The sequence below is a fragment of the Pseudomonas sp. LW8 genome (genome assembly GCF_041956865.1).
GTDB classification, from domain to species: Bacteria; Pseudomonadota; Gammaproteobacteria; order Pseudomonadales; family Pseudomonadaceae; genus Aquipseudomonas; species Aquipseudomonas siliginis.
Genome location: NZ_CP168138.1, coordinates 4,278,642 through 4,299,038, shown reverse-complemented (window position 1 = coordinate 4,299,038; position 20,397 = coordinate 4,278,642). Strand labels below are relative to the sequence as shown.

General features: G+C 59.4%; 22 protein-coding genes and 1 pseudogene. 14 read left to right on the top strand and 9 right to left on the bottom strand.

Features of this window, described 5'->3' with window-relative positions:
- Positions 1 to 131: 131 nt before the first annotated feature.
- Both AB9L16_RS19435 and def read left to right on the top strand, forming a co-directional pair.
- Positions 132 to 1,088, top strand: coding sequence for a YihY/virulence factor BrkB family protein (locus tag AB9L16_RS19435; protein ID WP_041479188.1), 957 nt, complete (start codon positions 132 to 134; stop codon positions 1,086 to 1,088).
- Positions 1,085 to 1,624: a peptide deformylase gene (def, locus tag AB9L16_RS19430; RefSeq protein ID WP_076563914.1), complete on the top strand. Its 540-nt coding sequence runs from the start codon at positions 1,085 to 1,087 to the stop codon at positions 1,622 to 1,624. The genes AB9L16_RS19435 and def overlap by 4 nt, the downstream gene beginning before the upstream one ends.
- Positions 1,625 to 1,739: 115 nt before the next feature.
- Here def and AB9L16_RS19425 read toward each other — a convergent pair whose 3' ends face one another.
- Entirely contained in the window at positions 1,740 to 2,162 is a 423-nt protein-coding gene (locus AB9L16_RS19425; protein WP_375122568.1) for a GNAT family N-acetyltransferase, read from the bottom strand.
- A gap of 719 nt (positions 2,163 to 2,881) precedes the next feature.
- Here AB9L16_RS19425 and AB9L16_RS19420 point away from each other — a divergent pair.
- Both AB9L16_RS19420 and AB9L16_RS19415 read left to right on the top strand, forming a co-directional pair.
- Positions 2,882 to 3,655, top strand: a pseudogene (locus AB9L16_RS19420) (PAS domain-containing protein); the annotation flags it as partial.
- 6 nt (positions 3,656 to 3,661) lie between these two features.
- On the top strand, positions 3,662 to 4,201 hold the full coding sequence (locus AB9L16_RS19415) for a methyl-accepting chemotaxis protein (protein ID WP_223259141.1): 540 nt from the start codon (positions 3,662 to 3,664) through the stop codon (positions 4,199 to 4,201).
- 135 nt (positions 4,202 to 4,336) lie between these two features.
- On the opposite strand, the gene AB9L16_RS19410 is transcribed toward AB9L16_RS19415, so the two are convergent.
- The gene (locus AB9L16_RS19410; protein ID WP_375122567.1) at positions 4,337 to 5,761 is read right to left on the bottom strand and encodes an MFS transporter; all 1,425 of its coding nucleotides are present in this window, start codon (positions 5,759 to 5,761) and stop codon (positions 4,337 to 4,339) included.
- Positions 5,762 to 5,886: 125 nt separating this feature from the next.
- Complete coding sequence (locus AB9L16_RS19405; RefSeq protein ID WP_252878756.1) at positions 5,887 to 6,327, bottom strand: PACE efflux transporter; 441 nt, start codon at positions 6,325 to 6,327, stop codon at positions 5,887 to 5,889.
- A gap of 122 nt (positions 6,328 to 6,449) precedes the next feature.
- On the opposite strand from AB9L16_RS19405, the gene AB9L16_RS19400 reads away from it, so the two are divergent.
- The gene (locus AB9L16_RS19400) at positions 6,450 to 7,322 is read left to right on the top strand and encodes a LysR family transcriptional regulator (protein WP_150637513.1); all 873 of its coding nucleotides are present in this window, start codon (positions 6,450 to 6,452) and stop codon (positions 7,320 to 7,322) included.
- A gap of 37 nt (positions 7,323 to 7,359) precedes the next feature.
- Here the strand turns inward: AB9L16_RS19400 and AB9L16_RS19395 are convergent, their stop codons facing one another.
- Together AB9L16_RS19395 and AB9L16_RS19390 are read right to left on the bottom strand one after the other, a co-directional pair.
- The gene (locus AB9L16_RS19395) at positions 7,360 to 8,355 is read right to left on the bottom strand and encodes an IS110 family transposase (RefSeq protein WP_150638880.1); all 996 of its coding nucleotides are present in this window, start codon (positions 8,353 to 8,355) and stop codon (positions 7,360 to 7,362) included.
- Between the two features lie 366 nt (positions 8,356 to 8,721).
- Positions 8,722 to 9,753 carry a LacI family DNA-binding transcriptional regulator gene (locus AB9L16_RS19390; protein ID WP_056787988.1) on the bottom strand — a complete coding sequence of 344 codons (1,032 nt, stop codon included), beginning with the start codon at positions 9,751 to 9,753 and terminating at the stop codon, positions 8,722 to 8,724.
- Positions 9,754 to 9,969: 216 nt separating this feature from the next.
- Between AB9L16_RS19390 and AB9L16_RS19385 the strand changes: the two genes are divergently transcribed.
- Together AB9L16_RS19385 and AB9L16_RS19380 are read left to right on the top strand one after the other, a co-directional pair.
- Positions 9,970 to 10,503 (top strand): gluconokinase, encoded by a 534-nt coding sequence (locus AB9L16_RS19385; protein ID WP_151553227.1) that lies wholly within the window; start codon positions 9,970 to 9,972, stop codon positions 10,501 to 10,503.
- Between the two features lie 82 nt (positions 10,504 to 10,585).
- Positions 10,586 to 11,938 (top strand): GntP family permease, encoded by a 1,353-nt coding sequence (locus AB9L16_RS19380; RefSeq protein ID WP_016773551.1) that lies wholly within the window; start codon positions 10,586 to 10,588, stop codon positions 11,936 to 11,938.
- Between the two features lie 172 nt (positions 11,939 to 12,110).
- Here the strand turns inward: AB9L16_RS19380 and alaC are convergent, their stop codons facing one another.
- Positions 12,111 to 13,328 (bottom strand): alanine transaminase, encoded by a 1,218-nt coding sequence (alaC, locus tag AB9L16_RS19375; protein WP_056787993.1) that lies wholly within the window; start codon positions 13,326 to 13,328, stop codon positions 12,111 to 12,113.
- A gap of 138 nt (positions 13,329 to 13,466) precedes the next feature.
- On the opposite strand from alaC, the gene AB9L16_RS19370 reads away from it, so the two are divergent.
- From AB9L16_RS19370 to AB9L16_RS19360, 3 genes are all read left to right on the top strand, one after another.
- Positions 13,467 to 14,129 carry a LysE family translocator gene (locus AB9L16_RS19370; RefSeq protein WP_041479200.1) on the top strand — a complete coding sequence of 221 codons (663 nt, stop codon included), beginning with the start codon at positions 13,467 to 13,469 and terminating at the stop codon, positions 14,127 to 14,129.
- 69 nt (positions 14,130 to 14,198) lie between these two features.
- Positions 14,199 to 14,684: a GyrI-like domain-containing protein gene (locus tag AB9L16_RS19365; RefSeq protein WP_150741965.1), complete on the top strand. Its 486-nt coding sequence runs from the start codon at positions 14,199 to 14,201 to the stop codon at positions 14,682 to 14,684.
- 88 nt (positions 14,685 to 14,772) lie between these two features.
- Positions 14,773 to 15,261, top strand: a complete 489-nt coding sequence (locus AB9L16_RS19360) for a GNAT family N-acetyltransferase (RefSeq protein WP_041479202.1) — start codon at positions 14,773 to 14,775, stop codon at positions 15,259 to 15,261.
- A gap of 142 nt (positions 15,262 to 15,403) precedes the next feature.
- On the opposite strand, the gene AB9L16_RS19355 is transcribed toward AB9L16_RS19360, so the two are convergent.
- A complete protein-coding gene (locus AB9L16_RS19355) occupies positions 15,404 to 15,889 on the bottom strand; it encodes an N-acetyltransferase (RefSeq protein ID WP_056788001.1) in 486 nt (161 codons plus the stop codon).
- A gap of 142 nt (positions 15,890 to 16,031) precedes the next feature.
- Between AB9L16_RS19355 and AB9L16_RS19350 the strand changes: the two genes are divergently transcribed.
- The 3 genes from AB9L16_RS19350 to AB9L16_RS19340 are packed head-to-tail and all read left to right on the top strand — an operon-like array spanning position 16,032 to position 18,064.
- Positions 16,032 to 16,457, top strand: coding sequence for a nuclear transport factor 2 family protein (locus AB9L16_RS19350; RefSeq protein ID WP_236168344.1), 426 nt, complete (start codon positions 16,032 to 16,034; stop codon positions 16,455 to 16,457).
- Between the two features lie 40 nt (positions 16,458 to 16,497).
- Positions 16,498 to 16,842, top strand: coding sequence for a YciI family protein (locus AB9L16_RS19345; RefSeq protein ID WP_024014039.1), 345 nt, complete (start codon positions 16,498 to 16,500; stop codon positions 16,840 to 16,842).
- Complete coding sequence (locus tag AB9L16_RS19340; RefSeq protein ID WP_252868134.1) at positions 16,835 to 18,064, top strand: RNA polymerase sigma factor; 1,230 nt, start codon at positions 16,835 to 16,837, stop codon at positions 18,062 to 18,064. The genes AB9L16_RS19345 and AB9L16_RS19340 overlap by 8 nt, the downstream gene beginning before the upstream one ends.
- A gap of 107 nt (positions 18,065 to 18,171) precedes the next feature.
- Here the strand turns inward: AB9L16_RS19340 and AB9L16_RS19335 are convergent, their stop codons facing one another.
- The gene (locus AB9L16_RS19335; RefSeq protein WP_256808966.1) at positions 18,172 to 19,026 is read right to left on the bottom strand and encodes a LysR family transcriptional regulator; all 855 of its coding nucleotides are present in this window, start codon (positions 19,024 to 19,026) and stop codon (positions 18,172 to 18,174) included.
- An 89-nt stretch (positions 19,027 to 19,115) separates the two neighbouring features.
- On the opposite strand from AB9L16_RS19335, the gene AB9L16_RS19330 reads away from it, so the two are divergent.
- On the top strand, positions 19,116 to 19,553 hold the full coding sequence (locus AB9L16_RS19330) for a multidrug/biocide efflux PACE transporter (protein ID WP_256808965.1): 438 nt from the start codon (positions 19,116 to 19,118) through the stop codon (positions 19,551 to 19,553).
- 61 nt (positions 19,554 to 19,614) lie between these two features.
- On the opposite strand, the gene AB9L16_RS19325 is transcribed toward AB9L16_RS19330, so the two are convergent.
- On the bottom strand, positions 19,615 to 20,373 hold the full coding sequence (locus tag AB9L16_RS19325; RefSeq protein WP_256808964.1) for an SDR family NAD(P)-dependent oxidoreductase: 759 nt from the start codon (positions 20,371 to 20,373) through the stop codon (positions 19,615 to 19,617).
- Between the last annotated feature and the right edge of the window lie 24 nt (positions 20,374 to 20,397).

Below are 20,397 nucleotides of genomic sequence, written 5' to 3'. Positions count from 1 at the left end.
CCAAGGATGGCCGTTTTTGTATCAGAACCCTGCGGTCATCCGCCAAAGGATCGCCAAGTAGGCTACCTTGAGGTAAAAAACGGCCCCTGAGTCGCCACGACTTCAACCTTTTGCGGCGCAAGGAGACGCGAATGATATTTCCGGACATGAAAGGTCTGCCCCTGCACCGGGTGATGGTGCGCACGGTCACTGAGTTCGTCGATGACGAAATGTCGACCTATGCCTCGGCATTGGCTTACCAGATGCTGTTCTCGCTGTTTCCGTTCATTCTTTTCCTGATTGCCCTTATCGGTTTCCTGCACTTGCCGGACTTCTTTTCCTGGCTGCGTCTGCAATCTGAACTGGTGCTGCCACCGCAGGCACTGGAGCAGGTCAACCCGGTGATCGACCAGTTGCAGCAATCCAAGGGTGGCCTGCTGTCCATCGGTATCGTTATTGCGCTGTACACCGCGTCCGCCGGCGTGCGCCTGATGATGAGCGCAATGAATGCCGCCTATGACGTGGTCGAAGGCCGGCCGATCTGGAAGCGCTTCCCGTTGTCGATCGTCTACACCGTCGGCATCGCCGGCATGCTCCTGATCGCCGCTGCGCTGATGGTGCTCGGGCCACAGGTGATGGGCTGGATTGCCGCACAAGTGGGACTGGAATACTTCATCGTCACGGTGTGGACGATCGCCCGCTGGCCGGTGATCGTGATTCTGATGATGGTCGCGGTGGCGCTGATCTATTACGTGATGCCCGACGTCAAACAGGAATTCCGTTTCATCACCCCGGGTTCGGTGCTGGCCGTGGTGGTGTGGATCCTCGCCTCGTTGGGGTTTGCCTTCTACGTGAAAACCTTCGCCAACTACAACGCGATGTATGGCAGCATCGGGGCGATCATCGTGCTCTTGCTGTATTTCTACATTTCCTCCGCAGTCCTGTTGCTCGGCGCGGAGATGAATGCAGTGATCGAGCACATGTCCGCCGAAGGCAAGGAAAAGGGCGAAAAAGCCCCTGGCGAGCCTGACGAATCCCCCAAACAACACGTCTCGGGCCTGGGCCGCGATCATTCGCTCAAGCCGGACACTGATGAAGCGCGACCATGATTCGTGAAATTCTGAAAATGGGTGACGAGCGCCTGCTGCGCATCGCCGCGCCGGTACCACCGGAAATGTTCAACAGCGCCGAGCTCTGGCAACTGATCGATGACATGTTCCAGACCATGGAAAGCGTCGGCGGCGTTGGCCTCGCGGCGCCGCAGATCGGCGTCGACCTGCAACTGGTGATCTTCGGCTTCGAACACAGCGAGCGTTACCCGGATGCTGAAGCAGTGCCGCAGACGATCCTGATCAACCCGCTGATCACGCCGTTGAATCCGTTGATGGAAGAGGGCTTCGAAGGTTGTCTGTCGGTGCCGGGCCTGCGCGGCGCGGTGGAGCGTTATCAGCAGATTCGCTACGAAGGCTTTGATCCGAAGGGCGAGCCGATTGTGCGAGTGGCCTCGGGGTTTCATGCACGGGTGGTGCAGCATGAATGCGATCACCTGATCGGCCGGCTGTATCCGTCGCGGATTACCGATTTCAGCAAGTTCGGCTTTACCGAAGTGCTGTTTCCGGATCTTGATCCCAACGCTGACGACTGATTGTCAGAACACCATCAACCCCTGTGGGAGCGAGCCTGCTCGCGAACGCGGAGTATCAGAACCAAATTCGGCGCTGACACACCGCATTCGCGAGCAGGCTCGCTCCCACAGGGTTTCAGCGTAAATCTGCGGGATTGAGTCCCATCGCAATCATCGGCTTGCTCCGCGCGTACCGGCTCAACCGCTCGGCCATCGCCTGCGGCAGCGGCGGATCGAAGCTGAACCCGCTTCGCTCATAAAACCCGCGCAAATCCGGATGGCAAAACAGCCACACCGGCTCGTCCACCTGGGCAACCGCCGCTGCAATCAACTGCGCAGCGACACCTTGTTCCCGACACTGCGGATCGACAAACAACCCCGTCAGCCAGTGCCCACCGGATACCGGCCGCAGACACAGCGCCGCAACGATCTCGCCGCGCCTTGCCACCCACAACTGCGCCTCACGCACGGCTTTCATCGAGGATTGGTGGCTGCGGTAGAACTTGTTCATCAGCGGCCACAACGATTCGTCGAGCTGGCTGTAGTGGATATCGGACATGGTTCGGGCTGTCGCTGCGAAAAGCGCCGATTATAAAAGAACGCACGCTTCGGGATAGGTGTATACCTGAACTCACACCCCTGTGAGTGGAGTACCGATCATGTCCAAAGGTATGGATTCAAAGAAAGCCGCGAAGAAGAAGCCGGCCAAGACCGCGATTGAAAAACGCGCGGAGAAGAAAGCCAAGAAGGTCGATATTTTCGGCCATTGATCAAACCATGCGGAAGCCCGGTTCACGGGCTCCCGCCTCGCTGGCGAAAACGTCCGTTTTCACCGCACTGTTTCCCTGCGCTGAACCGTTTCTTGTGCAAAAAGTGCCAGATACTGGCCGACTAGTGGCCTTGCGCCCGGCGTCGGGATGGCTATGCTTTGCAGGTAACTAACCATGTCGACCGTCATGCCACCAGGCCGGCGGTACAGGGTTGGTCCGTGATTCATGCTGCCAGAGTGCGCAAATAGAGGCACCGACACTGAACCAACAAGGAGCGTCACCAACATGGAAGTTCTTCACGTTAGGGCTGGCCCGCATGCGGGCTATCAAGAAAAGGATGTCTTGATCAGAGCGTCGCTGCACGGCGCATCCGATTGATCATCATTTATCACCTGACAACTTCCTCCCGTGGGGGAAGGCGTGTGCCTGTTCTGTGGAACGTAGTGATGGATCTTGCAAGACCTGAACTTTCATCAAATCAAAAGAACGCGCGGAAGGTGATACAACCATGTTCAACCTACATCACAAGGCTGACCTGCGGGAAATCGAGCGCTTCAGCTGTGCGCTGACTGAAGCCAACGCGAAAATCGAAGCGATCAGCCGCTCGATGGCGATGATCGAGTTCACTCCGGACGGCATCGTTCTCGACGCCAACGAGAACTTCTGCAAGACCATGGGCTACAGCGCCGATGAAGTGCGCGGCAAACACCATCGGATCTTTTGCGAAGAAAGCTTTTATCGCAGCGAGGACTACGCGAAGTTGTGGCGCGACCTGGCCCGTGGTGAACCGCTCAGCGGTACTTTCCTGCGTCTGAACAAGAGTGGCCGGGAAATCTGGCTTGAAGCCAGTTACATGCCGGTATTCGGTCCCGACAAACAGGTCAGAAGTGTCATCAAGGTTGCGGCGGACATCACCGCACGCATCAACAAAGAACATGAAGAAGAAGCCATGCTGGCGGCGATCGGCCGTTCCATGGCGGTGATCGAGTTCACCCCCGAAGGCCATGTCATCCGCGCCAACGACAACTTTTTGCAGACCATGCAGTACGCGCACCCTGAAATTGTCGGCCAGCACCACAGCCTGTTCTGTCACCGCGCCGAAGCCGAATCCGCGCAATACAAAGCGTTCTGGGCTTCGCTCAATCGCGGCGAATATCACTCGCACCGTTTCGAGCGCAAGAACAAGTCCGGGCAGATGGTTTATCTGGAGGCTTCGTATAACCCGCTGTTCGACGCCAAGGGCCGCTTGTACAAAGTGGTCAAGTTCGCCAGCGACATCACTCGGCAAATGACCACTCTGCAGAACGCTGCGGAATCGGCCCACAGTACCTCGGTGCAAAACGACGCCTGCGCGCAGAAAGGTTCACAGGTGGTGCAGCAGACCGTGCAGATCATTCAGGACATTTCCCGCGATCTGAACGAAGCGGCGGTGAGCATCGATGCGGTCAGCAAACAGTCGGACATCATCGGCACCATCGTCCAGACCATTCGCGGCATTGCCGATCAGACCAATTTGCTGGCGCTCAACGCCGCGATCGAAGCCGCGCGTGCCGGTGAGCATGGACGCGGTTTTGCCGTCGTCGCCGATGAGGTGCGCAGCCTCGCCGCGCGGACCAGTCAGGCCACTCTGGAAATTGTCGACGTGGTGCGCAAGAACCACGACCTGTCGCTGAGCGCAGTGTCGAGCATGCAGTCGAGTCTGAGCCGAACCGGGTTGGGCGTGGAACTGGCCAACGAAGCGGGCGAGGTGATCCTCGAGATTCAGCAAGGCTCGCGGCATGTGGTGGATGCGATCAGCCAGTTCAATGAAACCCTGCAATTGAACTGAGCTGTTTCAACATCACCAATAACCAATGTGGGAGCGAGCCTGCTCGCGAAAGCGTTGTGTCAGTCAAGCCTATAGCCACTGACACGACGCCTTCGCGAGCAGGCTCGCTCCCACAGGTGAGTCCTGTGTTGGCCGTCAACGATGGGCAATATTTTCCAGTGCCAGATTACGCGTACGCGGGCCGAACCAGCCGATGGTCAGCATCACGATCAGCATGCTGCTGACGATGAACGCCAGTACCCCCGGCGTGCCGAAGTTATCCAGGAAAATGCCGATCAGCAGACTGCTGAACACCGTCGACAAGCGACTGAACGAATAGCAGAACCCGACCGCGCGGGCGCGGATGTTGGTCGGGAACAGCTCGCTTTGATAGGAGTGATAACTGAAGCTCAGCCAGGCGTTGCAGAAGGTGATCATCACCCCGCAGAAAATCAGCCCGAAGGCGCTGGTCTGCAGGGCGAACAGGGTGCCGAAGGTCATCGCGCCGAGCGCCGAGCCGACGATTTGCCATTTGTTCTCGAAACGGTTGGCGAACTTCACGAACAGCAACGGCCCGAGCGGGTAGGCGAGGGTGATGATGAACGCATACATCAGACTGTGGGTGACGCTCACGCCCTGGCCGGAAAGCAGCGCCGGCAACCAGTTGCCGAAACCGAAGAAACCGATCGCCTGAAAGATATGAAAAACGATCAGCATCAACGCGCGACGGCGGTAGGGCGGCTGCCAGATATCGGCGAAACGGCCCTTGCCTTCGACATCGACCGGCACCGGTTCCGGCGCATCCAGCGCTTTGCCGTAATCCTTGGCGCAGCGCGCTTCGAGATGGTCGAGGATCCGATTGGCCTCATCGAAGCGACCGTGTTGCGCCAGCCAGCGCGGCGATTCCGGCAGACGCTTGCGCAGCCACCAGATAAACAGCGCAAACACCGCGCTGGCCAGCACCACCCAACGCCAGCCGGACACCCCGAACGGCGCTTGCGGCACCAGCCACCACGACATCAAGGCCACCGCCGGCACCGAGAGGAACTGCACGAAAAACGCAAAGGCGAACGCCGAGCTGCGCATGCGTTTAGGGACCAGTTCCGAGAGGTAGGCATCGATCGTCACCAATTCGATACCCAAGCCGATGCCGACCAGAAAACGCATGCCGATGATGCCCAGCGCTGAGGTCTGAATCCCCATCAGCACTGTCGCCGCCGTGTACCAGATCAGCGCGAAGGTGAAGATTGCCCGGCGACCGAAACGATCCGCCAACGGACTGAGCAGGCTGGCGCCGAGGAACAGGCCGAGGAACGTTGCCGAGGCGAACGCCGCCTGATCGGAGAAGCCGAACACCCCCTGACTGCCAGTGGCGAACAGGCCGTCGCGAATCAGCCCGGGACTGATGTAGGCGGTCTGGAACAGATCGTAGAGTTCGAAAAATCCACCGATCGACAGCAGCGCCACCAGACGCCAGATGGTGGCGACGGCGGGCAGACGGTCGATGCGGGCGGAAATCTCGGCGGCGCGTACCGGGTCGATGCCGTCACTGTGCGCGGCGGCGGGAGCGTGAGCAGTCATAAGCTGATCCATTCTTTATTGATGGAAAAGCTTAGCCTGCTATCGGAGTTGGCGGATTGTGATTATCAGCGGTTTAAACGCCCAAACCGCTGATTTCTCGCAATATCTGCTTACGAATTAGCGATTTATGCCGCAGCGGCAGAATCCGGCAGCGCCGACGCCGGCAAACCGAAGATTCGGTCAAACAGCCAGTTGAACACGAACGTGTAGCACGGGATGAAAATGATCAGTGCCAGATCCAGCAGGAACGCCTGCACCAGACTGATGTTCATCCACCACGCGATCAACGGAATCAGAAACACGATCAGCGTCAGTTGAAAGCCGACCGCGTGGGCGATGCGCCGTTTGACCGTACGGGTGCGCGAGACCTGGCGACTTTCCCAGCGCTCGAACAACGAGGTGTAGATGAAATTCCAGGTCACGGCGATGCTGGTGATGATCACCGCCAGCGGCCCGGTGCTGCCCGGCGACGTGCCCGACAGCAACGCCAGACCGAGGGCCGAGAAGGTCATCCCAATCACTTCGTAGAGCGACACGTAGACCAGTTTGCGTTTCACGCCTTGCATGCAGATTTGCCTCTTTCTTGCCAAATGTTGGCCAGCAGGGCTGGCGAAGGCGAGCAAAGATAGCTTCAATAGACCTGACAGAAAAAGTTGGTAGCTTTCAGTTTTATTGATAGGTGAGGCATTTGAATTTCAGCAGCGACAGCATCGAATTATTTCTCGCGGTGATCGAGCGCGGCTCGTTTTCCGCCGCCGCGCGGCAGTTGGGCAAGGTGCCGTCGGCGGTGAGCATGGGCATTGCCAATCTTGAAGCGGAACTCGGTTACCCGCTGTTCGACCGCAGTCATCGCGAGCCGCAACCCACGGCGATGGCGCAGTCGTTGGTGCCGCACGCGCGACTGATCGCCGAGCAGCTCAAGCAGCTGCAGGTGCACGCGGTGGAGCTGTCGCTGGGGCTGGAAAGCAGGTTGTCGATTGGCGTGGTTGCTGACATGGATCGGCGCCGCTTGCTGGCAGCGATCAAGGTGATTGCCGAGCGGCATCCGTTGCTCGATATCGAAGTGCTGACTGCGCCACAGGATGATGTGCTGGCGATGTTGCACACTGGCCGGGTCAGCGTGTGTCTGGCGTTTGCCGGGTTAAGCGTCAATGCGCTGGAGCGGTTTCAGTTCGTCGGCAGCGAACGCATGATCGCGACGCTGGCGGCGGACAGCCCGTTGTTGCAGGGGCGGGATGTGTTTCTGGAAGATCTGGTGCAGGTGCGGCAGATCATCGTCGCCAGCCGCGACTTGCCGATCAGCGAAACGCGGCCATTGGTGGCTGAATCCTACTGGCGTACGGACAATCTTGAGACGGCAATGGAGATGGTCGAAGCGGGATTGGGCTGGGGTAATTTCCCGCTGTCGGTGGTGCAGCCGTGGCTGGACGCGGGACGCTTGAAACGGCTGAATTTTCGCAACATCGAAAATGGCCTGGTGCTGCCGGTGCATGCGGTGTGGCTCAAGAGCCAGCCCTTGCAGAAGGGCGCCCAGGCTTTGGTCGACCTGCTCAGCCATTGAGCCCAACACAAAACCCCTGTAGATACTCTGTTCACGGTCAAGCTTTTTGGGTGTGTTTATCGCTAAAAAGCTTGGCTGTACTGAAGTCTTCGCCTGCCCGCATGCAGGCCCATAGTCCGGTCAGGTATTTGCGCATGACTGCGACGATAGCCTGCATCTTCCTCTTTCCTCGAGCCACCAAGGCTTCGTAAAACGCTTTAACGTTCGGGTCGCAACGTATGGCGGTCAGCGCAGGCATGTACATCGCTGATCGCAAATAGGCATTGCCGCCCTTACTTATCCGGCCGGGTTTATCAATGCTGGTGCCTGATTGCGTGAGTCGGACATCGAGTCCGGCATGGCGGCTGACCTGCGCTGACTTGAGCGTTACCGGTAAGGTCGTCAGTTCAGCCAGCGCCGCAAATACTGAGATCTCACCCATGCCAGGGGCGGCGATCATGTGGGCGAACTGGGCGCTCAACGTTGGGCAGTTGTCGATCAATGCACGACCCGCTAGTCGGAAACGCTCGATTCGTTTGTCAAAGGCGTTGATGGCTTCTTCTTCGTCTTCAATCAGCATCAGAAGAGTTGTTTGAGTGGCTTTTAGTGCATGCAGCTCGTTTTTGGCGCGGGTGCGATGACCCGTCAAACGATTGATGTGGCGACCGATAGCGCGTAGCTCAAGCTGTATTGAAGTGGGCGGCGTCCACAACCTTGGGCTCATGCGTTCGCCGTACTCAGCTAATAACTGGGCATCGATTGCGTCCGTTTTGCTGTTTTTCAGCATCAGCTTTGCAAAGTTGTGAAAACTCTTCGGATTGATAACCGAGACTGGCAAACCCGCCGCAGCGAGCTCCATGGCCAAGTCCAGGTAGTAGATTCCGGTGGCTTCCATCACCACAGATATAGGCTTGAGCTCAAGTAACTTGCCGACAGCAGCTTTGCGCCCCGCCGGTGTCTGGTCGATATTGCACTGACCTGCAAAACGGCCGCCATTGCGCCAGCCCATCGCTGTAGTGCGAGATCCCACATCCAAACCGACGTGCATGTTCATGCTTTCAACTCCAAGAGAACTGAGTTAAAAATGCTTCCTGGTTCCCCTGACCTCGAACTTCATGCCACTGCAACCTTGTAATGCGAAGTCCGACTCGTCGGCTTCTCGATACTCTTCGTGGTGGGCAATGAGGCGGGGGGACCTCTCTACATACAAGGTCAGGAGCAAGTCCTGCCTTAAGGAGCGATCGGTCTCCCCCAGAAACACATCTTCGTATGTCGCACCAGCGAGCTTAGATCTCATTCATGCTGGTGTGTGGGGAACATACAAGGAGCTGCCGAAGGCTGCGATCTTTTGATCTTGTTCTTGAAAGCAAAATCAAAAGATCGCAGCCTTCGGCAGCTCCTACAGGGGATCGCGTGAGTTTCAGGTACTCTCGCGCACCTTCAGCTCAAACCCCATATCCTCCATCGGGCGCGCCACTTTGTTGCCTGCCATTAACGTGAGCATCTGCTCCGCCGCGCGCCGGCCGATTGCCTCGCGCGGGGTGTTGATGCTGCTCAGGCGCGGCACCATGTGCTCGGACATCGGCAAGTCGTTGAAACCCAGAATCGCCACTTGTTCGGGAATCTTGATGCCGTTACGCAACGCTTCCAGGAGCGCACCCTGGGCCAAGTCGTCGTTGCCGAAGAAAATCGCATCAACATCCGGATGCGCCGCCAGCAATTGCAAAAACAACTCGCCACCCAGACCCACAGACGAAGCACGCGGTGTCAGCACTTCCAGATCCGGGTCGTAACGGCCTGCCTTCTGCAACGCCTTGCGGAAACCCTCACCGCGCAGCAAGGTGCGCTGGTCCAGCTGCGCGCCGATGTACGCCAGACGTTTACGCCCACGGGACAGGAGATGTTCGGCGGCAGTTTCACCCGCGCTCAACTGCGAAAAGCCTACGCAATTGACCCCGGCAGCACTGTCCAGCTCCATCATGTACACGCAGGGAATGTTGCTGGCCTCGATCATCCGCCGCGAACTTTCCGTGCGATCAAAACCGGTCAGCAGAAACCCGCGCGGCTGATAAGCCATGTAATTGCGCAGCAGGTTTTCTTCTTCATCGCGCGAATAGTGGAAGTTGCCGATCAGCACTTCGAAGCCTTTGGGCGTCAGCACCCGATGAATGGCTTCCAGCGTGTCGATGAACAGCAGGTTGGACAGTGACGGCACCAGCACCACCACCGAATGGCTCTGCGCCGAGGCCAGTGCGCGGGCGGCGGGGTTGACCACGTAGTTGAGTTCAAGCGCGGCTTTCTGCACTTTTTCCACCAGTTCGGTGGCTACCGTGCTCACCCCGCGCAAGGCACGCGAGGCAGTGATCGGGCTGACGCCGGCCAGGCGGGCTACTTCGTTGAGGGTCGGACGGCCGGTGGTGCGGGTATTTTTATCGTTCTTGGGGGAGGTCATCGGGCGGCTTGCCAAACAAAAATCAAGGCACTAAGGTAGCGCTGTCCTGATGCAGCTGCAAATGCGTGAGCGCGGTCCTGCCTGATCAGTGCTCTTTGGCGTTAGGAACAAACCTGCTGCAACCCAAAAAAACGACAAGAAGGCGTCGGCAACTTCTGCCTGTGCACTAGAGTCATAGCTAGCAAAGGTAGCGCTGTCTGCGCGCTGAGGTGTTATATGAGTCATCCCATCACCGCCCTGGTCATCATGGGCGTTGCCGGTTGCGGCAAGACGTGCGTCAGCCAGGCCCTGTGCCAATTGAGCGGCGCCACTGCCATTGAAGGCGATACTTTCCATCCGGCCGCGAACATCGAAAAGATGAGCGCGGGGATCCCCCTGAACGACGAAGACCGCGCCGGCTGGCTTGACAGCCTGTGCGATGAACTGCGTCGCGTCGATGCCAAAGGCCAACGCCCGGTATTGACCTGCTCGGCCCTTAAACACAGCTATCGCGAACGTCTGCGCAGTGCCTTGCCGGGCCTGGGTTTCGTGTTTCTTGAATTGACTCCGGAAGTCGCCGCCGAGCGCGTATCGCACCGCCCGGGCCACTTCATGCCGGCGACGTTGATCGAAAGCCAGTTCGCCACGCTTGAATCGCCCAAGGGCGAGCCGCTGACTCTGCCGCTCAATGCCTCGATTCACAGCGTTGAAGAGCTGGCCCTGCAGGCTCACGTCTGGTGGCAGGCCAACGGCCTGAAACAGGCGATATGAGCATGTTGAAAAAGACAGCGCTGTCCTCCCGACTTCTGTTCAACCCGCTTTAATAACAACAACAATCCAGGAGACACCCCCCATGTTTGGCATGTCCCACGAGACGTTCCTGCTGCTCGATGCAGTGGTCACGGTAATCGGCCTGATTATCCTGATCACCAAATTCAAGATTCACCCTTTTATCGCCCTGACCATCGCCGCCGCCTTCCTCGGCCTGACTTCCGGCATGCCGATCAACACCATCATCAAGGCGTTCCAGGACGGCTTCGGTGGCGTGCTCGGTTTCGTCGGCATCATCCTCGCCCTGGGCACCATGCTCGGCAAAATGATGGCCGAATCCGGCGGCGCCGATCAGATCGCCCAGACCCTGATCCGCGCCTTCGGCAAGGACAAGGTGCAGTGGGCGATGATGTTCGCTGCGTTCCTGGTGGGTATCCCGCTGTTCTTCGAAATCGGCTTCGTGCTGCTGATTCCGCTGGTGTTCATCGTTGCGCGTCGCACTGGCGTATCGATCATCAAGATCGGTATCCCGCTGCTCGCCGGCCTCTCTGCGGTGCACGGTCTGGTACCGCCGCACCCAGGCCCGCTGCTGGCCATCGGCGTGTTCGGCGCTGACATCGGCAAGACCATTCTTTACGGTCTGATCGTCGCGCTGCCGACCGCCATCATTGCCGGTCCGATCTTCGGTACGTTCATCGCCAAGCACATTCCGGGTCACCCGAATCAGGAACTGGTCGATCAACTGGCCCGTGAAAACGATTCGGCCAACCTGCCAAGCTTCAGCATCACCCTGGTCACCGTGCTGCTGCCGGTGTTCCTCATGCTGCTGAAAACCTTCGCTGACGTGGCACTGCCGGACGGCAACTTCTTCCGCATCTGGATGGACATGATCGGCCACCCGATCTCCGCATTGCTGCTGGCGCTGCTGCTGTCGCTGTACACCTTCGGCTACAAGCAGGGCATCGGTTCCAACCAGATGCTCAAATGGCTCGACGCAAGCCTGGCGCCAACCGCCGCGATCATTCTGATCATTGGTGCGGGCGGTGGCTTCAAGCAGATGCTGGTGACCAGTGGCGTGGGTGACGTGATCGGCCACATGGCGGTCAGCGCGCAGATCTCGCCGATCCTGCTGGCGTGGCTGGTGGCGGCGGTGATCCGTATCGCAACCGGTTCGGCGACCGTGGCGACCATCACTGGCGCCGGCATTGTGGTGCCGGTTGTCGGCATGATTCCGGGCGTCAACCGTGAGCTGCTGGTGCTGGCCACCGGCGCCGGTTCGCTGATCCTGTCCCACGTCAACGACGCTGGTTTCTGGCTGGTCAAGCAGTACTTCAACATGACCGTGGCCGAAACCTTCAAGACCTGGACCGCGATGGAGACCATTCTGTCGGTAGTGGGCCTGGGCTTTATCCTGCTGTTGTCGCTGTTCGTTTAAGCGGCAGTTTGCAGGCACAAAAAAACCGCAGTGATGCGGTTTTTTTGTGCCTGGAGGTTCACTGAAAGCCATTGTGGGAGCGAGCCTGCTCGCGAAGGCGTCGTGTCAGCTGCATCTATGCTGACTGACCCACCGCTTTCGCGAGCAGGCTCGCTCCCACAGGGGGCAGGTGTCAGGCAGGAGATTTCGGATTGAAGCCATCCGCGCGGAACATCCCGCGAATCCCGCGCACGGCCTGACGAATGCGGTCCTGGTTTTCGATCAGGGCGAAGCGCACGTGGTCGTCGCCGTACTCACCAAAACCCACGCCCGGCGAAACGCAGACCTTGGCCTCGGCCAGCAGTTTCTTGGCGAACTCCAGCGAACCCAGATGCGCATACGCCTCGGGAATCTTCGCCCAGACATACATCGACGCTTTCGGATTCTCGACCATCCAGCCCAGCTCATGCAGGCCTTTGACCAGCACGTTGCGACGCTGACGATACTGCTCGGCGATGTCGCGCACGCACTGTTGATCGCCTTCCAGCGCGGCAATCGCCGCCACTTGCAGCGGGGTGAACGTGCCGTAGTCGTGGTAGCTCTTGATCCGCGCCAGGGCGCTGACCAGTTCCGGGTTGCCGACCATGAACCCGATGCGCCAGCCGGCCATGTTGTAGCTCTTGGACAGGGTGAAAAACTCCACCGCAATGTCCTTGGCCCCTGGCACCTGCATGATCGACGGGGCTTTCCAGCCGTCGTAGACGATGTCGGCGTAAGCCAGATCGTGGATGACCAAAACGTCGTACTGCTTGGCGAGCGCGATCACCCGTTCGAAGAAATCCAGCTCCACGCACTGCGCGGTCGGATTGGACGGGAAACCGAGGATCATCATTTTCGGCTTGGGGATCGAGCCGCGAATGGCCCGCTCCAGCTCATCGAAGAAGTCCACGCCCGGCACCAGCGGCACCGAACGCACCTGAGCGCCGGCAATCACTGCGCCGTAAATGTGGATCGGATAGCTCGGGTTCGGCACCAGTACGGTGTCACCCTGGTCCAGGGTCGCCAGCATCAGATGCGCCAGGCCTTCCTTGGAACCGATGGTGACAATGGCTTCGCTTTCCGGGTCGATATCGACTTCGTAGCGCTGCTTGTACCAGTTGGAAATCGCCCGGCGCAGGCGCGGAATGCCCTTGGACGTCGAGTAACCGTGGGTGTCTTCACGTTGGGCGACCTGCACCAGTTTTTCGACAATGTGCGGCGGCGTGGCGCCGTCGGGATTGCCCATGCTCAGGTCGATGATGTCTTCACCACGGCGGCGAGCGGCCATCTTCAGCTCGGCGGTGATGTTGAACACGTAAGGGGGGAGTCGATCTATGCGCGCAAAGCGGCGCGGCGAACCTTGTTCGGCCATTGTTGCCTCGGATAACGTAAGCGCCCGGAACCGTCCGAGCGACGCTGGTCACTGCGGTGACCTGTGGCGGAAGATAAGTGCAGTGATGGCATACTGTCCAGCGCGGTTGTAAACATTTTTTTCAAGGAAAATCGGTCAATGGAATTCACCAGCGGCTTCTTGCTGAGCCTTTCGCTGTGCCTGGATATCGGCGTAGCCAACATCGCGATGATCACCCTGGCCATGCAGCGCGGCTACTTTCAGGGCTTCGCCCTGGGCCTGGGCACCTGCGTCGGCGACCTGATTTACGCGGTGCTGGCCTTGGCCGGCATGACTGTTTTGCTGCAATACGAAACCGTGCGCTGGGTGCTGTGGATTGGCGGTTCGGCGCTGCTGATCTACTTCGCGGCGAAGATGATTTATTCGGCGATCCACCACGAAGCGTTGCTGGCGGAAACGGCGGAAGTGGGGCAGAACTCCCATCGCAAGGAATTCTTTCGCGGCATCTTTCTCGCGATGTCGTCGCCGAGTGCGATTCTCTGGTTTGCTGCGGTCGGCGGCACGTTGATCGCTCGATCCGGTGGCGGTGGTCCGTTGAGTTCGGCGCTGTTTTTGGGCGGCTTTCTCTGCGCCGGGCTGCTGTGGTCGGCCGGTCTGTGCTTCGCGGCAAGCCACGGCGGCAAGCTGCTGGGCGACAAGCTGCTGCGCTACTCCTATCTGGCATCGGCGGCGATCTTCTGCTATTTCGCGGTCTACGTGATCGTTTCCGGGTACAACGAGTTTGTTGGCTCGGGCGCCGTCGAGCAGTTGCATGCGCTGTAAACGTGCGAAACGGATCGGGCTTTCTATACTCCCAGCCGAACCCACTTTTGCGTTCTGAGGAGTCGCGTCATGGATGAACAACCACGCGTCGAATTGGCTGGGCCGCGCTTCGAACACGGGCAATTTCTGTTGATTGCCGGTTTCGGTGGGCGATTCACTCAGCAAACCACCGAAAACATTCCAGCGTTGTGGGAAAAACTGATTCCGCACTTGGGAAAAATCCCGGCGCAAGTCAATGAAGTGACCTACGGCGTTTGCTGCAACGCGGACGGCGAGGGCGGTTTCGAATACATCGCCGGAGTGCAGATCGATAAGCTCGACGACCTGCCGGAAAAGTACCGCTGGGTTGAAATCCAGCCGCAGAAATATGCGGTGTTCGAGCACAAGGGGTCACTGGCGCAACTCCCTGACACCTTCCAGTACATCTGGAACACTTGGCTGCCGCAGTCCGCTTACGAAGCGGCGGATGCCCCGGAATTCGAGCGCTATAGCGAGGATTTCAATCCGAAGCTCAATACCGGCACCCTGGAAATCTGGCTGCCGATCAAGGCTTGAGCGGTGTAACAATCGAGGCGGAGCATGTCCGCCCCGGTGGTTCTGCTTTATGCTGGCGGGCCTTGTTTCCACAGATTCCCGAGTTGCCATGAACACCGTGATCCGCAACGTCAGCGCCGCCGACCTTGACCGCTGCTACGCCATCGAAACCGACGCCTATGAAGGCGACGAAGCTGCTACCCGCGAAAAGATCGCCACGCGCATCGCCACCTGGCCGGACGGCTTCATCGTCGCCGAGGTGGACGGCGTGGTCGCCGGTTTCATCAATTCCGGCGCGGCGTTCGACGTGCAGATGTCCGACGAGGCCTTCAAGGAGCTGATCGGCCACGACCCGAAAGGGCCGAACGTGGTGATCATGTCGGTGGTGGTGCACCCGGATTACCAAGGGCAGGGCCTGGCCAAGCGCCTGCTCGGCGAATTCATCGAGCGCATGCGTGGGATGGACAAAGCGACAATTCATCTGATGTGCAAAGAGCAACACATTGCGTTGTACGCCGGGTTTGGCTTTGCTTACATCAAACCGTCGGAGTCCGACCACGGCGGCATGGCGTGGCACGAGATGATCCTGACCCTCTGAAGCCAACACCTATCGAAACTGCCTGATCGTTCCCACGCTCCGCGTGGTAATGCAGCCGGGGACGCTCCGCGTCCCAAAAGCGTGACGCAGAGCGTCACAAAGAGGCGTTCCCACGCGGAGCGTGGGAACGATCAGGGGATACTCAGAAGAACAGCCCCATCCGCCGCTCGTAACCGATCCGGCCCTTGTACGCTTCGCCGCTGTCGACATAGCCATGCTTGGCGTACAGCGCAATCGCCGCCTCGTTATCAGCGTCCACCGACAATTCCAGTCCTTTGATTTCCGGCCACGCTTCACGGGCGACAGCGGGCAGCGCTTGCAGGCAGGCCTTGCCATAACCCATGCCCTGTGCACGGCGATCGACCTGCAAGGCATGCAACGTGGCGCTGTGTTCGTCGGCCCAGTCGGGCAACACCGGCGGGCGCTTGAGCAGCAGAAACGCTACCGGTACGTCGTCCGCCAGCAGGGCAAAACCCTTTACGCCGGGGCCGGGTTTCGACAGCAGGGTGTGCAAGGCACCGTGGATGTCGCCGGAGAATTTGATCTGCTCGGGGTGGATTTCAATGGCCTCGACTTGCTGACGCTGTAAAGGGCTGAGGCTGTCGTAAGGCACGAGTTGGGCTGACACGGGAATTTCCTTTTTCCTACAAAGAGTGAGCCTCGGATTCTAGCGAGATTGTCGTCGGCGAAATTTTTTTGTTTGCCCTGTCGATCCGCGCATTGGGCAAACGACTAAGGGTGTCTTCACAACAAAAACCACGGAGAACACCATGAGCGCACAAAGCGAGATCCAGACTCTGATCAACACCTATCGCGAAGCGGTAATGGCCAAGGACGTCGAGAAAGTCATGGCCCTGTACGCCGACGACATCGTCTCGTTCGATGCGATCAAGGCCCTGCAATTCAAAGGCAAAGCGGCGTACCGCGCGCACTGGGTCGAGTGCATGGAAATGTGCCCCGGCCCGCACATCTTCGAGTTCCACGAAATCGCCATCGAAAGTGCCGACAACATCGCTTTCGCCCATTGGGTAGCCAACTGCGGCGGCACCAATGACAAAGGCGAAACCCAGAGTTGCTGGATGCGTGTCACCGCCTGTTACCGGCAAATCGGCGGGGCGTGGAAGATTGCCCACGAACACTGGTCGGCACCGTTCGATCCGATGAGCGGCGCGACGCTGTTCGATGTAACCCCCTGATCTTCAGCCATAGTTGATCCGTTCGAATCAGGAGATCGCCATGAAATACCTATGCCTGGTCTACAGCGATGAACGCCTGCTGCACACCTCGCCCGACAGCCCGGAGGACGCCGAATGCTGGGCCTACGCCGAGTCGATTCAGGGTAGCGGGCGGATGATCGCCGCCGAAGCGCTGGAGTCGGTAGAGACCGCCACCACGGTACGGATGCGTAACGGCAAGTTGTCGATCACTGATGGGCCTTTCGCTGAAACCAAGGAGCAATTGGCCGGTTTCTACCTGATCGATGCCAAGGATCTCAACGAAGCGATTCAGGTCGCCGGCAATATTCCGGCAGCGCGGGTCGGCAGCGTTGAAGTGCGTCCGGTGCGGCAGTTGAATGTCTGACGTCAGGGCGCGGGTGGAGCAGGTCTACCGCGAGGATTCGCGGCGGATTCTGGCCACGCTGATCCGCCTGCTCGGTGATTTCGACCTCGCCGAAGAAGCCTTGCACGAGGCGTTCTTCGTCGCGGTCGAGCGCTGGCAGCGCGACGGCGTGCCGGACAACCCGCGCACCTGGCTGGTCTCGACCGGACGTTTCAAAGCCATCGATGTGCTGCGCCGGCGCGCCCGGTTCAAGGCGTCGCAACCGTTGCTGCTGGCACAACTCGATGAGCTGGAACAGGCTGACTGGAGTGGCGAAGACGTGGAAGACGATCGCTTGCGGCTGATCTTCACCTGCTGCCACCCGGCACTGGCGGCGGATGCGCAGGTGCCGCTGACCTTGCGCGAAGTCTGCGACCTCACCACCGAGGAAATCGCCCGTGCTTTTCTCTCGGCGCCGGCGGCGATTGCCCAGCGCATCGTGCGCGCCAAAGCCAAGATCCGCGACGCGAAAATCCCTTATCAAGTACCCACGCTGAACGAATTGCCCGAGCGCCTGGACAGCGTGTTGCGGGTGATTTATCTGGTGTTCAACGAGGGTTATTCGGCATCGGTCGGCACTGAGCTGACCCGCGAGGACCTGACGCGCGAAGCGATTCGCCTCGGGCGCCTGTTGATGGAGTTGCTGCCTGAGCCGGAAGTCATGGGGCTGCTGGCGCTGATGCTGCTGCACGAATCACGTCGACCGGCACGAACCTCGCCGAGCGGTGAACTGGTATTGCTCGACGATCAGGATCGCTCGTTGTGGGATGCCGGGTTGATGGCCGAAGGCTGCGCGCTGGTCGAGCGCGCCCTGAGTACGCGACGCTTCGGGCCATATTGCCTGCAAGCGGCGATTGCAGCGGTGCATGCGGAAGCGCCGTCGGCGGCGGAAACGGACTGGCAGCAGATTGTCGGTCTGTACGACGTGTTGCTGCGTGCAGTGCCGTCGCCGGTGATCGAGCTGAACCGGTCGGTGGCGGTGGCCAAGCGGGATGGGGCGTTGGCGGGATTGTTGTTGATTGAAGGGATTTTAGCGCGAGGGGAGTTGCAGGATTACCACTTGGCGCATTCGGCGCGGGCGGAGTTTTGCCGGCAATTGGGCCGAGTGGAGCAGGCGCGGGCAGCGTATCAGCGGGCGCTGGAGCTGACGCGGCAGGAGCCGGAGCGGCGGTTTATCGAGGGGCGACTGAGGGACCTGGGTTGATCTGGAAGCTGCGTCGGTGCGGCTGGCCCTTTCGCGAGCAGGCTCGCTCCCACAGGTGAGCGCATTTCAAGTGTGGGAGCGAGCCTGCTCGCGAATGGCAGCACCGCTTATTCGAGCATCTTGCTGAGCAACCAGCTCCCCGCCGGCCCCGGCGGATACAAGCGCGACCACAAGGCGTCGACAAACACCGGTTTCGGCCAGCCGCGCACGTCGAGCTCTATCAGCAAGTCATTGGCATAGCGCTGTACCAGCCACCTCGGCAACGGTGCCCAGCCAAAGCCTTTTTCCGCCATTTCCAGCAGCATCAGATAACTCGGCGCCGACCACACCCGGCCTTTGCCACGGCTGTCATACGGATTGACGATGGTCGCCAGACGCAACTCGCGATGTTGCTCGAGGATCTGCTGATCGACATGCTCCAGTTTCGCCAATGGATGCTCGCGGCTGACGAACAAGGCAATCTCCGTGCGCTCGGCCACCGTCGAGGTCACAAGGTCCGGCGGGTAGCTGTCCTGCATTTCCGCGAAGGCCAGATGCGCCCGGCCACGCTGGACCAGTTCGATCAGGTCTTCGCATTCGGCAATCAGGCATTCCAGCTCAAGCTCCGGATAACGCTGCTCGAAACCCACCAGTGCCGCCTCGAAACGATACGACTGATAAGTGTCGGAAATCGCCACGGTCAGCTTCGGCTCGATGCCCTGCGCTAATTGCCGCGCGCTCATTTCCAGACGACTGGTGGCGGCCAGAATCGCCTCGGCTTTTTGCAGCATGACGTGGCCGGCGGGAGTGAGTGTTGGTTTGCGGCTGCTGCGGTCGAACAGCTGCAGATCCAGATCGATCTCCAGACTGGCGACCGCCGCGCTGATGGTCGACTGACTGCGGCCCAACTTGCGCGCTGCCGCCGAAAACGAGCCTTGCGTCGCTGCCTGGACAAATGCCAACAGCACTTCCTGCGAAGCCATGAACTATCGCCTTGATCGATGGTTATTGGTTATGAAGTATCGGTATTCGGTTGGATCATGGCAACCATCGTCAAACAAGGAGTCAGGCCATGACTGCCCACAAGTCCATTACCGAACGGGTTTTCCAGGCGGTTGGTTTCGAATTTCTCGCGATTCTGATCTGCACACCGCTGCTCGCCTGGATCATGCAAAAGCCGCTGCTCGACATGGGTGCGGTGACCGTGTTGATCGCGCTGTTGGCACTGGCGTGGAACGTGGTGTTCAACCGGTTTTTCGACCGTGCATTGGCGCGGATGAATCTGCCGCACAACGCCTGGGTGCGGGTGGTGCATGCGTTGCTGTTCGAGGGTGGGCTGATCGTGATGGGTGTGCCGCTGATTGCCTGGTGGCTGTCGGTCAGCCTGTGGCAGGCGTTGTTGCTCGACATTGGCGTGCTGCTGTTCTTCCTGCCGTACACCTACGTCTACCACTGGGGTTATGACGTCCTGCGCGAGCGCTTCATGGCCCGCCACACATGTGAAAGCTGAGGTAAACCTGTGGTGAGGGGATAAATTCCCTCACCACAAAGGTGAGTCATCGGGCACAAAGTCAGAGAAACATGCCGCCGGATGCCTCGACCCGCTGACCATTGATCCACTGTCCACCCTCCGACAGCAGCAGCGCCAGTGCACCGCCAATATCATCCGGCAGCCCGACCCGACCCAGCGCGGTATTGCTGGCGACCATCGCGTTGACCGCGCTGTTATCGCGCACCGTGCCACCGCCGAAGTCGGTTTCAATCGCACCCGGCGCCAGAACGTTCACGCCAATCTGCCGCGCACCCAACTCTTTCGCCTGATAACGCGTCAGCACTTCCATCGCACCTTTCATTGCCGCATAAGCGCCGTAACCGGGCAGGCTGAAGCGGGTCAGGCCGCTGGAGATATTGACGATGCGCCCACCGTCGTTGATCAGCGGCAGCAGTTGCTGAGTCAGGAAGAACGGTCCTTTCAACTGCACGTTCATCAGCAGATCGAACTGCTCCGGGGTGGTTTCGCTGAACAGCGCATGCACGCCGACCCCGGCATTGTTGATCAGGAAATCAAAGCGCTGGCGCTGAAAAGTCTGTTCCAGTGCTCGTTCAACCTGCTCGGCAAACGCAGCGAAGTTTTCGCTGTGGCCGACGTCCAGTTGCAGCATCGCCGCTTTCGCGCCGAGTGCCTGCAATTCAATGACCAGCGCCTGGGCCTCGTCGGCGCGGCTGTTGTAGGTGCCGATGATGTCGATGCCTTGCGCGGCGAGGTGCAGGGCGGCGCTGCGGCCCAGGCCACGACTGGCGCCAGTGATCAGTGCGATTTTGCGGTTCATGCTGACTTCCTCGATTGCGTTGAG

Excerpts from the sequence above, each read along its gene's own strand:
- AB9L16_RS19395 (WP_150638880.1), bottom strand. The coding sequence starts at position 8,355 with ATGAACATGCACGTCGGTTTGGATGTGGGATCTCGCACTACAGCGATG.
- AB9L16_RS19435 (WP_041479188.1), top strand. The coding sequence starts at position 132 with ATGATATTTCCGGACATGAAAGGTCTGCCCCTGCACCGGGTGATGGTG.
- AB9L16_RS19325 (WP_256808964.1), bottom strand. The coding sequence starts at position 20,373 with ATGAACCGCAAAATCGCACTGATCACTGGCGCCAGTCGTGGCCTGGGC.
- AB9L16_RS19385 (WP_151553227.1), top strand. The coding sequence starts at position 9,970 with ATGAGTCATCCCATCACCGCCCTGGTCATCATGGGCGTTGCCGGTTGC.
- AB9L16_RS19415 (WP_223259141.1), top strand. The coding sequence starts at position 3,662 with ATGACCACTCTGCAGAACGCTGCGGAATCGGCCCACAGTACCTCGGTG.
- AB9L16_RS19340 (WP_252868134.1), top strand. The coding sequence starts at position 16,835 with ATGTCTGACGTCAGGGCGCGGGTGGAGCAGGTCTACCGCGAGGATTCG.
- AB9L16_RS19410 (WP_375122567.1), bottom strand. The coding sequence starts at position 5,761 with ATGACTGCTCACGCTCCCGCCGCCGCGCACAGTGACGGCATCGACCCG.
- AB9L16_RS19425 (WP_375122568.1), bottom strand. The coding sequence starts at position 2,162 with ATGTCCGATATCCACTACAGCCAGCTCGACGAATCGTTGTGGCCGCTG.
- AB9L16_RS19330 (WP_256808965.1), top strand. The coding sequence starts at position 19,116 with ATGACTGCCCACAAGTCCATTACCGAACGGGTTTTCCAGGCGGTTGGT.
- AB9L16_RS19345 (WP_024014039.1), top strand. The coding sequence starts at position 16,498 with ATGAAATACCTATGCCTGGTCTACAGCGATGAACGCCTGCTGCACACC.
- AB9L16_RS19380 (WP_016773551.1), top strand. The coding sequence starts at position 10,586 with ATGTTTGGCATGTCCCACGAGACGTTCCTGCTGCTCGATGCAGTGGTC.
- AB9L16_RS19390 (WP_056787988.1), bottom strand. The coding sequence starts at position 9,753 with ATGACCTCCCCCAAGAACGATAAAAATACCCGCACCACCGGCCGTCCG.
- AB9L16_RS19350 (WP_236168344.1), top strand. The coding sequence starts at position 16,032 with ATGAGCGCACAAAGCGAGATCCAGACTCTGATCAACACCTATCGCGAA.
- AB9L16_RS19405 (WP_252878756.1), bottom strand. The coding sequence starts at position 6,327 with ATGCAAGGCGTGAAACGCAAACTGGTCTACGTGTCGCTCTACGAAGTG.
- alaC (WP_056787993.1), bottom strand. The coding sequence starts at position 13,328 with ATGGCCGAACAAGGTTCGCCGCGCCGCTTTGCGCGCATAGATCGACTC.
- AB9L16_RS19360 (WP_041479202.1), top strand. The coding sequence starts at position 14,773 with ATGAACACCGTGATCCGCAACGTCAGCGCCGCCGACCTTGACCGCTGC.
- AB9L16_RS19365 (WP_150741965.1), top strand. The coding sequence starts at position 14,199 with ATGGATGAACAACCACGCGTCGAATTGGCTGGGCCGCGCTTCGAACAC.
- def (WP_076563914.1), top strand. The coding sequence starts at position 1,085 with ATGATTCGTGAAATTCTGAAAATGGGTGACGAGCGCCTGCTGCGCATC.
- AB9L16_RS19335 (WP_256808966.1), bottom strand. The coding sequence starts at position 19,026 with ATGGCTTCGCAGGAAGTGCTGTTGGCATTTGTCCAGGCAGCGACGCAA.
- AB9L16_RS19370 (WP_041479200.1), top strand. The coding sequence starts at position 13,467 with ATGGAATTCACCAGCGGCTTCTTGCTGAGCCTTTCGCTGTGCCTGGAT.